Below are 12,521 nucleotides of genomic sequence, written 5' to 3' on the forward strand. Positions count from 1 at the left end.
ACGAAATGCGGCACATAGGTCCAGAAGGTTTCATATCCCGGCATGAACTCGAATACCGGGCCAAGGCTTTCGGCCTGCACGCTCATCCACAGCGCGTTGATATCGTCCGGGGTCAGTTCGCCTTCGGCGCGGGCGGCGTGCAGCCTGCATTCGAAATCGTAAAAGGCGATCTGGCGGACGACCGTGTTGATCATGTCCTCGACCTTGCCGGCCAGCAGCGCCTTTTTCTGCACGGGATCGGTGGTTTTCGCCAGCAGCGCGCGGAAGGTCAGCATCTCGCCAAAGACCGACGCCGTCTCGGCCAGGGTCAGCGGCGTCGCGGCCAGCAACTCGCCCTGTCCCGCCGCCAGCCGCTGATGGACGCCGTGGCCCAGCTCGTGCGCAAGGGTCATCACGTCGCGCGGCTTGCCCAGATAGTTCAGCAGCACATAGGGATGCACGGTTGTTACCGTCGGGTGGGCGAATGCGCCCGGAGCCTTGCCCGGCGTGACGGCGGCATCGATCCAGCGCTTGTCAAAGAAGGGTTCGGCAAGCTCGGCCAGCTTTGGCGAGAAACCGGCATAGGCGTCCAGCACGGTCTGGCGCGCCTCGTCCCAGCGGATCGTCCGGGGGCTTTCGGTCGGCAGGGGGGCGTTGCGGTCCCAGACCTGCAACTTTTCCAGCCCCAGCCATTTCGCTTTCAGCGCGTAATAGCGATGCGAAAGCCGGGGATAGGCGGCGGTGACGGCGTTGCGCAGGGCCTCGACCACCTCGGGCTCGACATGGTTCGACAGGTGGCGGCCATATTGCGGCGTCGGCATCTTGCGCCACTTGTCCTCGATGGCCTTTTCCTTGGCCAGAGTGTTGTGAATGCGGGTGAACAGCTTGACATTGTCGCCAAAGACCTGCGCCAGCGCGCGCGCCCCGGCTTCGCGGGTGGGGCGGTCATGATCGGTCAGCAGGTTCAGCGCGGCCTCCATCCCCAGGGTTTCGCCGTTCACATCAAAGGTCAGCCCGGCTGTCGTCTCGTCGAACAGCCGGTTCCAGGCGGCGGCCCCGACGACGGAATTGTCGTGCAGGAACTGTTCCAGTTCGTCGGACAACTGATGCGGTCGCATGGCGCGCATCCGGTCAAAGACCGGGCGATAGCGCGCGGGCCCGTCGTTTGCGGTGAACGCCGCCTCATAGGTCGCGTCGGGGATGCGGTTGAATTCAAGGCTGAAAAAGACCAGCGGTGTGGTGATTTCGGTGATCCGGGATTGAAGATCGCTCATCATCTTGGCGCGGGCCGCATCGGTGGTGTTCTGGTAATAGCGCAGCCCGGCATAGGACATGATCCGCCCGGCAATGATGTCGATCTGCTGATAGGTCTCGATACAGGCCAGCATCTCGGCGGGCGAAAGACCGGCCAGCCTGCCCTGATAGCTGGCGGCGAAATCCGTCACCATCGCCGTCAGCCGGTCCGTATCGGCGCGCAGCTCGGGGGCGTCGGGTGCCGGGTAAAGATCGGTCAGATCCCATTCAGGCAGATCCCCGAAATCACGGCCCTTCGCGGCCCCGGTCGAATCGAATGTCGGTTGTCCAGCCATCGGTGATCCCTTTCCTGCCTTTTCCTGCCATGCCCCTGTATGCCTAGTGCCGTCCTGCGGGGCGCGCAACCGCAAGGATCGCGGCGGGGGAAAGGCGGCGGAACGGGTCGGGCCGGGACCGGGGGGCTTGCCCCCCCGCGAAAGCCTGCCCCTCGATGGGGCAGGCTTTCGCAGCCCCCTTGCCAGGGGCGGGGTCAGATCGCGGCGAAGGCCGACGCGTGGCGGATGCGGCTGCCAGAGGGCAGGTCGCCCAGCATTTGCAGATGCGGACCGGCATAGGGGCTGTCCAGATCGGCGGGGGCAAAGCCGAAGCGGCGGTAAAAGGCTGGATCACCCAGCACCACCAGCGACCGGTCGCCGCATGCCCCAAGCGCCGCGCGGACCAAAGCCGCGCCGATCCCCATTCCTTGCGCCTTGGGCAGCACCGCAACAGGGCCCAAGGCCAGGGCCGGGCGGTCTGCGTCCAGCGGGGACAGGGCGACATGGCCAAGGACCGTGCCTGCCGCCACGGCCAGCAGCGACAGGGTCAGGTCGCCCTGATCGCGCAGCGCGCGGACCAGCGTTGCCTCGTCAGGCCCGCCAAAGGCAATCTGGTGCAGCGCGTCGATGGCGGTCTGGTCGGCAGGGCGTTCGGGGCGGATCGCAGGCATCACCTCGCGCCGCTGGAAATCGCGCGCCATACCGGCGCTGTCACGCCCCCATACGCTGTCCGTCGTCCGGCTTTGATGGGCGGCGAAGGCCTGTGCATCGGCGACCAGTTCCGTCAGGTTCCAGACCAGCGGATCCTCATCCTGCCACAGATCGAAGCGCAGGCAACCGGCTTCGGCGCGGCTGAGTTCCATATGGTCAGGCAGCAGCGACAGGGCGGTCATCATCTGCGCCGCATCGGCGCAGATCAGCCGCCCGGACAGCGCGATCATGGGTTGGTGCAGCGCGATGGCGCTGCCCTCGTCCGAGGCGCAACCGGTCTTGTTGCCGGGGTGGTGATGACCGCAGGCGCAGTTCATGCCGGTTTCCTTCCCTGAGACGGATCCCTGATGCGGACCGCCCCGGAGCCTAAGGCCGCTGCGCGTGGGGCGCAATGCCGCGCGCGGATGCCGTTTCGCTGGACGCCGCGCTTTGCTTTGGCTAGGTCATCGGCATGGAACAGACAAGGCCGCCCCTGACCCTTTATCTTGCCGCCCCGCGTGGATTCTGCGCTGGGGTTGATCGCGCCATCAAGATCGTCGAGATGGCGCTGCAAAAATGGGGGGCACCCGTCTATGTCCGGCACGAGATCGTCCATAACAAATATGTTGTCGACTCCCTTCGGGAAAAGGGCGCGGTCTTTGTCGAGGAACTGGACGAGTGCCCCGTTGACCGCCCGGTGATCTTTTCCGCCCATGGCGTGCCGAAATCCGTCCCGGCCGAGGCGCGGCGGCGGCAGATGGTGTTTGTGGACGCGACCTGCCCGCTGGTCTCGAAGGTTCATGTCGAGGCGGAACGCCACCATGCGGACGGTTTGCAGATGGTCATGATCGGCCATGCCGGACACCCGGAAGTCCTTGGAACCATGGGGCAATTGCCAGAAGGCGAGGTGATACTTGTCGAGACGGTGGCCGATGTCGCCCATATTGCGCCGCGCGATCCGGCGCGACTGGCCTTCATCACCCAGACCACGCTGTCGGTCGATGACACGGCGGAAATCGTCGCTGCCTTGCAGGCCCGCTTTCCCGCGATTATCGGCCCCGCCAAAGAGGATATTTGCTATGCCACCACCAACCGCCAGGCGGCGGTCAAGGCGGTGGCACCGCTGATCGACGCGCTGCTGGTGATCGGTGCGCCGAATTCCAGCAACTCCAAGCGGCTGGTCGAGGTGGGCCGCGCCGAGGGCTGCGCCTATAGCCAGCTTGTGATGCGCGCCGATCAGATCGACTGGCGGGCCATTCAGGGCGCGCGGGCGGTTGGCTTAACCGCCGGAGCCAGCGCGCCCGAGGTGCTGGTCAACGAGGTGATCGACGCCTTTCGCGCGCGCTATGATGTGACGCTGGAAACCGTTGAAACAGCGCAGGAAAACGTGGAATTCAAGGTGCCGCGCGTGCTGCGCGAACCGGCATGACAGGGGATGTGATGCGGCTTTATTCGATGCCTTCGTCGGGAAACAGCTACAAGGTTCGTTTGCTGCTGGCGCTGACCGGGCGCGCGGTCGGGATCGTCGATTGCGAAAACGGTTCTGACGCGCTGGTGCAGGCCAAGGCCGCAGGCGTGCTGCCCTATGGCAAGGTGCCGGCGCTGGTGCTGGATGACGGGCAGGTGCTGGCCGAATCGGATGCGATCCTGTGGTATCTGGGCGAGGGTACGGATTTCATCCCCGCCGATCCGGTCGCCCGCGCGCGGATGCTGGGCTGGATGTTCTGGGAACAGTATAATCACGAACCCGTCATCGCCGTCCGGCAGTCGCTGAACACCTATCCCGAGCGCCGCCACCTTGCCACGCCCGAGCGGATGGCCGATCTGCTGGATCGCGGACATGCGCTGTTGCAGGTCATGGAGGACCGGCTTGCCGGGACTGACTGGCTGGCCGGCGATGCGGTCAGCCTGGCCGATCTGTGCCTTTACGGCTATACTCATACGGCGGGGGAACGCGGTGGCTTTGACATGGCGCGGTTCCCCGGCATTGGCGCGTGGCTGCGCCGGGTTCAGGCGCTGCCCGGCTATGTGGGGCTGGCGTGACGGAACTGTTTGCATGGACCGATGGCGCATGCAGCGGCAATCCCGGTCCCGGCGGCTGGGGCGTGCTGATGCGTGCCATTGAGGGCGAGACCGTCCTGAAGGAACGCGAATTGCAGGGCGGCGAGGCGGACACAACGAATAACCGGATGGAGCTGATGGCCGCGATCAGCGCGCTTGAGGCGCTGACCCGTCCAAGTGCGATCACCGTCATCACCGACAGCGCCTATGTCAAGAACGGTGTAACCCAGTGGATTCACGGATGGAAACGCAACGATTGGCGCACGGCGGGCAAGAAGCCAGTCAAGAATGTGGAACTGTGGCAGCGGCTTGACGCGGCGCAGGCCCGCCATGACGTCGAATGGCGCTGGATCAAGGGCCATGCGGGGCATGCCGAAAACGAACGTGCCGACGAACTGGCCCGCGCCGGAATGGCTCCGTTCAAATGAATTTCGAAACGCTGGTCGAGGTGCTGGATTACGGCAGTGTTCTGGTCTTTGCGCTGACCGGGGCGCTGGTGGCCAGCCGGGGCCAGCTTGATCTGGTCGGCTTCATCTTCATGGCGGCGCTGACGGCGGTGGGGGGCGGCACGCTGCGCGACCTGCTGCTTGGCCGCGACATGGTGTTCTGGGTGGCCGATCCGTCCTATATCCTGCTGGCGACGGGGGCGGCGATCATCGTTTTCTGGACCGCGCATCTGTTCGAAAGCCGCTACAAGCTGTTGTTATGGTTGGATAGTGTGGCGTTGTCGGTGGCTGTGGCCGCAGGGGTGGGCGTCGCAACCGAAGGCGGTTTCGGCCCGGTGATCGTCATCATCATGGGCGTCGTGACCGGCACTTTCGGAGGGCTGATGCGCGATGTCGTCGGCAATGAGGTGCCGCTGGGGCTGAAACAGGGCCAGCTTTACCTGACCGCCGCCTTTGGCGGATCGGCTGCGGCTGCGGCGATGATCGCCATGGGGTTCCCGCGCGTGCAGGCACTGATCGCCTGCGCGGTCGCGGTCTGGATTTTGCGCGCGGGCAGCCTGATCTGGGGCTGGAAGCTGCCGGTTTACAAGCCCCGTCCGCCCCGGACGCGGGGTTAGCGCAGGTCGTCAGCGCAGCCGGGGCGGGCCTTCGGCGGGCTGGCGCAGATCCTCGACCCCCATGCGCAGGCCCCGCCCGATGCGATGCGCCAAAGCCGACCAGCCAGCGGCGGATTCGTCGGGCAGCGTGCGGCGCAGCGTTTCGTCGAACAGCGCCAGCCACAGCGGAAAATGATCCGCCCTGACATCGCCCGCCGCCATATGCACCCGCATCGGATTGCCGTCATAGACCGGCTGATACAGGATCGCCTTCTTCCAGAACCGGGCGATTTTTTCCTCATGCGCGGGCCAGTCGGCGACGTGATTACCAAAGACCGGGCCAAGCACCTCGTGCCGCCGGATCGCGGCATAGAACACCGTGACCACGCGGTCGATCTGGTCAGGCGTTATCGGAAAGCGGGGGGGCATCATACGCGCGATCCGGCCTTTCGGGTCTGGTCGCGCAAGCTGACAGGCTGTCGCAGGGCGGCACTGTGGCCCGCGACGGGCGGCGTCAGATACCCCGCGACCAGTCGCGTCAGCAGGTGGCTGACCCCCGGCAGGCGCGAGACCGGCGCCAGAAACCGGTCGCGCAGGACCGGCAGCCAGCGGCTGTCGGATTGATACATCGGTGTCAGCATCGCGCTGAGCATCTGATAGCTGCGCACATGCCAGCGGCGCATCGCGGCATAGTCGGGCAATGCGTCGTCAAGCGGCTGACGCAGCGCCAACGACAGGGCAAATGCGTCCAGCAGCGCCATATTCGCGCCCTGACCCAGTTGCGGGCTGGCGCGATGGGCGGCATCGCCGATATGGACCAGCGCGTGATCAAAGGGGCGCCGCAGGGTGCCGTGGGTATAGACGGCCTCGGTCAGGTGCGCGTGCTGTGTCAGCCCGACAAGAAACGGTTCAAGCTCGGGCCACAGGGTCATGGCCCCGGCCTTCCATTCGGACAGGGGCGTGGCGCGCCATGCTGCAAGCCTGTCTGCGGCCACGGACCAGAACACCGCCGCCATTGGTGCCGGATCGTCCGGCAGGCGACCGATAGGCATTGCGCCCGCCATCTGATGCGCCGCCAGATACCGCTGGCGCAACTGGTCTTGCGGCAGCGTCGCGGCCTTTGGCCAGGGCACGCTGGCCCAGACCGCGCCATAGCCAAGCGGCCGCGCCCGCAGGGGCGACAGGGCCGAGCGCGCGCCGCTGGCATCGATCACCAGATCGAAGGGGCCGAAATCCCGCCCGTCGTTCAGGCGGATCCGCCGCCCGGCCCCGTCCAGAGGGGCATGCGTCACTTCGGCCGATGTGACCACCGGCACGCCTGCGGCGTTTGCGCCCTGCCACAGCAGATGAAACAGGCTGGCACGGTGAAAGGCACGGCCCGGCGCACCGCGCGGATAGCGGACATCCAGCGCGCGCGCATGGCTGCGGGCCTCGTCCCCGATCATCCGGGTGATGGGCGAGGACAACAGCCGCGCCTCGTCCCCGGCACCGATATGATCCAGAACCGCCATACCGACCGGCTGGATGACCAGCCCGGATCCCAGAGGCAGAACCTTGCCGAACCTTTCGAACAGGGTCGGGCGGTGTCCGTCACGGGCGGTCAGGATGGCAGCGGTCAAGCCGCCGATGCCCGACCCGATGATGGCGATGCGTAAACTCATGCCGCGAACATGCCCGCCCCGCCCGTCCGCTGCAAGGCCGGGCCTTGCGTCACCCTGTCGGCGGGGGCGCAGCGGATCACAGGTCGTATTCGGGGGCGTCGGGATCGAAAATCGGCGGAGAATCTTGGCCGGGGGCACCAAAGGGCAGCGCCGGAGGCCGGGGGGCACCGGGCTTGCGCCGGATCAGGATATCGCCGTTTTCCAGCCGCTGCGGTGCCTGATAATTGCCGATATCGTCAACCAGCGCCGCAAGCTCGCCCACGACCGGCGACAGCGAATTCAGCGCCCCCGACATGTCCTGCCGCAGCCGGTCCAGATCGGGGCCAAGATCGCGCATCAGATTTTCCATCAGCATGTCCATCCCGCGCCCGATCATGTCCATCCCCTCGTCCGTGCTGCCCGCCTCGGGCAGGGGCCGATCCTCGTCGGCCATGGGCGGCGTCCAGCCCTGGGCCACGGCGCGAGGGACTGGCAGAGCCAGCAAAAGGGCAGACAGGGTCAGGACGGCAAGGGCGGGGGCGCGTGTCATCATTTCCCTATGATGGGGATCGGTGACGTAGGGTTCAAGTCTGAACTCAGCCGGACACAGGCTCTTTGGCTGGTTCGCGCATGGTGCGAAACCGCTCCCACGCTTCATTCAGGCGGCGGGTGCGCGCCTCGGCCAGGCGCACGGCCTCGGGCGGCAGACCGCGTGCGATGGCCCGGTCGGGATGGGCCTCGCGGATCAGCCGCCGCCAGCGCTGCCGCGCCTCGGGCAAGGGGGTGTCTGCGGAAATGCCAAGGATTTCGCAGGGCGGGCAGCCGCTGTTCGGATCGTGCCGGGCACGAATCGCGGTGATCTGCGCGAGGGTCAGGCCGAAAATGCGCCCGACCTCGTCGATAAAGGCGATCTCGGCTTCGTGCATGCGGCCATCGGCGACGGCGATCACGCATAGCCCTTCCAGAACGTCGGTCAGTACCGCATCGCCGGGCGGAAACATTGCGGCGATCCGCCGCGCCCATGCGTCGAACCCCGCCACGTCCTGCCGCGCCAGATCGAAGACCCGCGCGGCGTTCTTTTCCTCGGACCGCGGGATGATGAACAGCCGCCGGAACGCCGCCACCTCGGACCGGCGAACCGTGCCATCCGCTTTGGCCAGCTTTGCACCAAGTGCGATCACCGCGATGGTGAAGGCGACCGAACGCTCGGGTGGGGTTGCCGCAGGCTGACGGCCCAGCATCGCGGCCAGACGGTCGGCGATACGCCGCCAGAAGCTGCGAGGCTTGGGCAGATCGGGGCAGATCGGAGGATGCGCGGTGCTGTCCATATGTGTATGTTAACGGGCTTCACACCGCACATCTAGGCCCCTCGTGCAGCAGATGTCACAAATCTTTCGGTCCGGCGCGACATCGCGATCCCGGACGGGAAAAATTGTGGTATCATCGCGTCCGGGGACGACAAGTGCACAATTCACAATTTGCCGGGAGGAGATGACATGCAGTTCAATCGCCGCCAGTTCACCGCGCTTGCCGCAGGTGTCTTTGCGGCTGGCCACCCGCTTCGCGCCTTCGCGGACGAGACCTGCCAGTCGCCCTATATGCCGATGATCACCGGGCACGAGGAATTCGTCTATGTCTGGACGCTGGGCGTCGAGGGGATGGGCGATGGACAGGACAAGCTGGTCACTGTCGATCTGAGGCCCGGATCAGAGACGCGGGGGCAGGTCATCGGCAACCTGTCCGTCGGGGGTCGGAACGAGGCCCATCACGGTGGCTTTTCCGCCGACCGACGCTTTTTCTGGGCGGGGGGGCTGGATACCAACCGTATCTTCATCTTTGACGTCCATTCGGACCCCGCCAGCCCGTCCCTGCACAAGACCATCGACAGTTTCGTCAGCGACAGCGGCGGCTGCGTCGGGCCGCATACCTTTTACGCTCTGCCCGGCCGGGTGCTGATCACCGGGCTGTCCAACGATCAGGATCACGGCGGGCGCACCGCCCTGGTGGAATATAACGACGATGGCGATTACATCACCACCCACTGGATGCCTACGGCCAATGACATGCGGGGTGCGGTTGCGGTGGATGGCGCGGTTGCGGACGGCTATGGCTATGACATCCGCGCGCTGCTTCGCAGGAACATCATGCTGACCTCGTCCTTCACGGGCTGGTCGAATTACATGATGGATTTCGGCCAGATGTTGCAGGATTCCGAGGCGATGAAGCGGTTCGGCGCAACGATGGTTCTGTGGGATCTGCATACCCGCCAGCCGCGCAGGGTGTTCAACGTTCCCGGCGCCCCGCTTGAGGTTCGCTTTCCCTGGGGGGCGAATGCGAATTACGCGTTTTCCAGCACGGCCCTGACCTCGAAACTATGGCTGATCTTCGAGGACGACAAGGGCGAATGGCAGGCGAAAGAAGTCGCCGATATCGGCAATCCGGCGGACGTTCCGCTGCCGGTGGACATCTCGATTTCCGCGGATGACCGGACGCTGTGGGTCAATACATTCCTTGAGGGCAAGACCCGGCTTTTCGACATCTCGGATCCGCATCATCCGGTGCAGATCTATGAACGGCAAATTGGATCGCAGGTGAATATGGTCAGCCAAAGCTGGGACGGTACGCGTGTCTATTTCACCAGTTCGCTTCTGGCCAACTGGGACAAGAAGGGCGAGGATGACCAGCAGTTCCTGAAGGCTTTCACATGGGACGGCAAGGAACTGACCGAGGATTTCGCCATTGACTTTTACGCGTTGCAGCTTGGCCGGGCGCATATCATGCGGTTCGGCAGTGCGGCGCTGTATTCGTGACCGATGCGCGGGTTGTCACGTCTTGCCCTTGTGGGCATGGTGCTGCTGGCTTTCGGGCTGTTCGCCCGAGATGGGCCGCCGCCGCATTTTTCCGCGGCCTTTCCGGCCGGCGAGGATTTCCAGTTCGCGCCGCCCGAACCCGGCAGCTATGCCCTGCCGCCGATCAGGACCGCGCCGGACGGTATGGTGCTGGACAAAGACGGCAGAGCGCAACGACTGGCCGCGCTGACCTGGGGCAGGATTTCGCTGGTCAGCTTCGTTTATCTGACCTGCGGCGATGTGAATGGCTGTCCGCTGGCCATGGCAACGCTGTTTGACATTCACGACGCCAGCCTGAAGGTGCCGCAACTGCGCGACAAGGTGCAGCTTGTGACGATCAGCTTTGATCCTGATCGCGACACGGTCGGGGCCATCGCGTCCTTTGCCTGGCCGATCACTGCCGATCCCGAGGCGGCGCAAAAGATCGCGTGGCATGTGCTGACCACTGCCAGCCGCGCGCGGTTGCAGCCTATCCTTGACGGCTACGGTCAGGTCATCGACCGCCAGCCCGATCAGGAAACGATCAGCCATCTTCTGCGGATCTATCTGGTCGATGGACAGGGCCGGATCCGCAATATCTATGGTCTCGGGCAGATCGATCCGCGCTTGCTGATGACGGATGTGGAAACGCTGATGATGGAAGAAAGGCGGGGTTAGGATGCGCCGGGCAGCCGCCGCCGCGCTGCTGTTTTGTGCGGCCTTGTCGTCCTATGACGACGTGCCCGACCAGATAGATCCGGACGATTGCGCGGCGCCGCAGGATGCGCTGGCCCGCAGCCTGGCGCCGCAGCCGGGCCTGCCGACGGTGCCCCATCCGCCCGGCAATCCGCCGACTGCCGAAAAAATAGCCCTTGGCCGCAAGCTGTTTTTCGATCGCCGCCTGTCGATCAACGGCACCATGTCCTGCGCGATGTGCCATGTGCCCGAACAGGGCTTTGCCAATCACGAAATGCAGACCGCCATCGGGGTCGAGGGACGCAGCGGACGCCGCAATGCCCCCACGATCCTGAACACGGGGTTCCTTGCCCGGCTGTTTCATGACGGGCGCGATCCGGCGCTGGAGACCCAGTTCCTGACGCCGCTGCTGGCCCGGCACGAGATGGCGAACCCCTCGGCCGGGCATGTGATCGCGCTGCTGAACGGGTTGCCGGATTATCGCGCGCTGTTTCGCGACGCCTTCGGCGCGCCTGCCTCGGTTGACCGGATGGGCATGGCACTGGCCGTCTGGCAGCGCAGCCTCGTGGCCGGGGACGCGCCCTTTGACCGCTGGTTCTATCTGGGCGATGACACCGCGCTGAGCGAGGCGCAGAAACGTGGCCATGCGTTGTTTGCGGGCCGGGCGGGCTGTGCGTCCTGCCATGTGATCGGCGAAAGCGATGCGCTGTTCACCGATCAGATGTTTCACGACACCGGCTATGGCTGGATGCGCGAGCGGCAGCGTCAGCGCGGTACGGATGTGACGCGGGTGCAGGTCGCGCCGGGTGTGTATCACGACCTTGGCCGCGACCGGCTGACCCGGTTGGCCCGGCCCCGTGCCGCCGATCTGGGCCGCTATGAGGTGACTGAGGATCCGGCGGATCGCTGGCGCTTTCGTACGCCGTCCTTGCGCAATGTTGCCGTGACGCGGCCCTATATGCATGACGGCGGACTGCCCGATCTGGCTGCCGTGATCGCGTTTTACAACGACGGAGGCCCCGGCCATCCGGATCAGGATGCGCGCATCGCTCCGCTGGGGCTGGACGCGCGGGACATGGCCGATCTTGAGGCTTTTCTGATCAGCCTGACCTCGCCCGACCTGCCCTGTCTGGCCGCCGGCGCGCGGGGCCAGCCGCGCCGGGATCATGCAGGCGCAGATGAAGAATGAGCGTGTGGCCGGGGTTAGGGTCCGTGGTCATTGGGGATTCCTTAGCTGCGTGATTTCTGATTCAAGTCTCCCAAAAGGAGGATTGAATGGACGAGCAGCGGTTTGTGGTAACGGATGAGATTTGGATGCGCATTGAGCCGCATTTACCAGGCAAGAAAACCGACAGCGGTGTAACGGGGAAAGACAATCGCCTGTTTCTGGAGGCGGTTCTCTGGCGCGTGCGCACCGGCTTGCCCTGGCGAGATCTGCCGGTGGAATTCGGGAACTGGAACAGCGTGTTCCGGCGGTTCCGCAGATGGGCCAAGGGGGGTGTTTTCGAGCGCCTGTTCAAAGAGATACGTGGAGAACCCGGCTTCGAATACGCGTTGATCGACGGAACCATCGTTCAGGCTCACCAGAAGGCGAGCGGCGCAAAAGGGGGACTCAGGATCAAGCCATCGGGCGCTCGCGCGGCGGATTGACCACCAAGGTCGTGGCGCTGGTCGATGCCCTCGGGAACCTGTTCGACTTTGTTCTCCTGCCAGGCCAGGCCCACGACTTGAAAGGTGTCGCGCCGTTGATATAGCCTGACGACTCCAAATTGATTCAGAACGGTTTTGCGAAGAGTTCATCGATCTTTTGTCCTGTTTTCCGTCGGATAGCCGTGGCGTGTGCCCATTTTGGCGCGATGGGGTGAAGGTCGGGGCTGTCAGGCGGGAGGTAGTCGAGGGTCTGACCTGCACCTTCGAGCAGGATCGGGGTATCGCTCCGCGGGGGAACGGTTGCGTGCGTCGGGGAACCCGATCCGGTGGATCGCTGTCTGGTCCCTCGACCTCCATGACCCCCCCC

Annotated in this window: 13 protein-coding genes and 1 pseudogene; 8 read left to right on the plus strand and 6 right to left on the minus strand. The window is 65.0% G+C overall.

From position 1 onward, the window contains the following. Both ACK5L9_RS08495 and ACK5L9_RS08500 read right to left on the minus strand, forming a co-directional pair. The coding region (locus ACK5L9_RS08495; RefSeq protein ID WP_416911034.1) for a M3 family oligoendopeptidase at nucleotides 1-1,568 on the minus strand (1,568 nt) is incomplete at its 3' end. Nucleotides 1,569-1,762: 194 nt separating this feature from the next. Then, complete coding sequence (locus tag ACK5L9_RS08500; RefSeq protein ID WP_416911035.1) at nucleotides 1,763-2,575, minus strand: GNAT family N-acetyltransferase; 813 nt, start codon at nucleotides 2,573-2,575, stop codon at nucleotides 1,763-1,765. A gap of 134 nt (nucleotides 2,576-2,709) precedes the next feature. Between ACK5L9_RS08500 and ispH the strand changes: the two genes are divergently transcribed. Genes ispH through ACK5L9_RS08520 form a run of 4 tightly spaced genes read left to right on the plus strand, consistent with a single transcriptional unit; the run spans nucleotide 2,710 to nucleotide 5,361 of the window. Then, a complete protein-coding gene (gene ispH, locus ACK5L9_RS08505; protein ID WP_416911036.1) occupies nucleotides 2,710-3,666 on the plus strand; it encodes a 4-hydroxy-3-methylbut-2-enyl diphosphate reductase in 957 nt (318 codons plus the stop codon). 11 nt (nucleotides 3,667-3,677) lie between these two features. Next, a complete protein-coding gene (locus tag ACK5L9_RS08510) occupies nucleotides 3,678-4,280 on the plus strand; it encodes a glutathione S-transferase family protein (protein ID WP_416911037.1) in 603 nt (200 codons plus the stop codon). Further along, entirely contained in the window at nucleotides 4,277-4,726 is a 450-nt protein-coding gene (rnhA, locus tag ACK5L9_RS08515) for a ribonuclease HI (RefSeq protein ID WP_416911038.1), read from the plus strand. Before ACK5L9_RS08510 ends, rnhA begins: the two co-directional genes overlap by 4 nt. Beyond that, nucleotides 4,723-5,361 carry a trimeric intracellular cation channel family protein gene (locus ACK5L9_RS08520; protein ID WP_416911039.1) on the plus strand — a complete coding sequence of 213 codons (639 nt, stop codon included), beginning with the start codon at nucleotides 4,723-4,725 and terminating at the stop codon, nucleotides 5,359-5,361. The genes rnhA and ACK5L9_RS08520 overlap by 4 nt, the downstream gene beginning before the upstream one ends. A gap of 9 nt (nucleotides 5,362-5,370) precedes the next feature. On the opposite strand, the gene ACK5L9_RS08525 is transcribed toward ACK5L9_RS08520, so the two are convergent. From ACK5L9_RS08525 to ACK5L9_RS08540, 4 genes are all read right to left on the minus strand, one after another. After that, on the minus strand, nucleotides 5,371-5,772 hold the full coding sequence (locus ACK5L9_RS08525) for a group III truncated hemoglobin (RefSeq protein WP_416911040.1): 402 nt from the start codon (nucleotides 5,770-5,772) through the stop codon (nucleotides 5,371-5,373). Next, nucleotides 5,769-7,001, minus strand: a complete 1,233-nt coding sequence (locus tag ACK5L9_RS08530; protein WP_416911041.1) for an FAD-dependent oxidoreductase — start codon at nucleotides 6,999-7,001, stop codon at nucleotides 5,769-5,771. The genes ACK5L9_RS08525 and ACK5L9_RS08530 overlap by 4 nt, the downstream gene beginning before the upstream one ends. Nucleotides 7,002-7,077: 76 nt before the next feature. Further along, entirely contained in the window at nucleotides 7,078-7,533 is a 456-nt protein-coding gene (locus tag ACK5L9_RS08535) for a hypothetical protein (RefSeq protein ID WP_416911042.1), read from the minus strand. A gap of 43 nt (nucleotides 7,534-7,576) precedes the next feature. Beyond that, nucleotides 7,577-8,308 (minus strand): TerB family tellurite resistance protein, encoded by a 732-nt coding sequence (locus ACK5L9_RS08540; RefSeq protein ID WP_416911043.1) that lies wholly within the window; start codon nucleotides 8,306-8,308, stop codon nucleotides 7,577-7,579. A 168-nt stretch (nucleotides 8,309-8,476) separates the two neighbouring features. On the opposite strand from ACK5L9_RS08540, the gene ACK5L9_RS08545 reads away from it, so the two are divergent. The 4 genes and pseudogenes from ACK5L9_RS08545 to ACK5L9_RS08560 all read left to right on the plus strand — a co-directional run. Continuing rightward, complete coding sequence (locus ACK5L9_RS08545; protein WP_416911044.1) at nucleotides 8,477-9,790, plus strand: selenium-binding protein SBP56-related protein; 1,314 nt, start codon at nucleotides 8,477-8,479, stop codon at nucleotides 9,788-9,790. Between the two features lie 12 nt (nucleotides 9,791-9,802). Continuing rightward, the gene (locus tag ACK5L9_RS08550; protein ID WP_416911045.1) at nucleotides 9,803-10,486 is read left to right on the plus strand and encodes an SCO family protein; all 684 of its coding nucleotides are present in this window, start codon (nucleotides 9,803-9,805) and stop codon (nucleotides 10,484-10,486) included. Nucleotide 10,487: 1 nt separating this feature from the next. Continuing rightward, nucleotides 10,488-11,693, plus strand: coding sequence for a cytochrome-c peroxidase (locus ACK5L9_RS08555; protein ID WP_416911046.1), 1,206 nt, complete (start codon nucleotides 10,488-10,490; stop codon nucleotides 11,691-11,693). Nucleotides 11,694-11,779: 86 nt separating this feature from the next. Next, nucleotides 11,780-12,255: pseudogene (locus tag ACK5L9_RS08560) on the plus strand (IS5 family transposase); the annotation flags it as partial. Nucleotides 12,256-12,521: the final 266 nt, after the last annotated feature.

It is taken from the genome of Paracoccus sp. (in: a-proteobacteria), from assembly GCF_047973135.1.
Taxonomy (GTDB): Bacteria; Pseudomonadota; Alphaproteobacteria; order Rhodobacterales; family Rhodobacteraceae; genus Paracoccus.

Coding starts and splice junctions, on each gene's coding strand:
- ACK5L9_RS08500 (WP_416911035.1), bottom strand. CDS start 2,575: ATGAACTGCGCCTGCGGTCATCACCACCCCGGCAACAAGACCGGTTGC.
- ACK5L9_RS08535 (WP_416911042.1), bottom strand. CDS start 7,533: ATGATGACACGCGCCCCCGCCCTTGCCGTCCTGACCCTGTCTGCCCTT.
- ACK5L9_RS08540 (WP_416911043.1), bottom strand. CDS start 8,308: ATGGACAGCACCGCGCATCCTCCGATCTGCCCCGATCTGCCCAAGCCT.
- ACK5L9_RS08520 (WP_416911039.1), top strand. CDS start 4,723: ATGAATTTCGAAACGCTGGTCGAGGTGCTGGATTACGGCAGTGTTCTG.
- ACK5L9_RS08530 (WP_416911041.1), bottom strand. CDS start 7,001: ATGAGTTTACGCATCGCCATCATCGGGTCGGGCATCGGCGGCTTGACC.
- ACK5L9_RS08555 (WP_416911046.1), top strand. CDS start 10,488: ATGCGCCGGGCAGCCGCCGCCGCGCTGCTGTTTTGTGCGGCCTTGTCG.
- ACK5L9_RS08510 (WP_416911037.1), top strand. CDS start 3,678: ATGCGGCTTTATTCGATGCCTTCGTCGGGAAACAGCTACAAGGTTCGT.
- ispH (WP_416911036.1), top strand. CDS start 2,710: ATGGAACAGACAAGGCCGCCCCTGACCCTTTATCTTGCCGCCCCGCGT.
- ACK5L9_RS08525 (WP_416911040.1), bottom strand. CDS start 5,772: ATGATGCCCCCCCGCTTTCCGATAACGCCTGACCAGATCGACCGCGTG.
- ACK5L9_RS08545 (WP_416911044.1), top strand. CDS start 8,477: ATGCAGTTCAATCGCCGCCAGTTCACCGCGCTTGCCGCAGGTGTCTTT.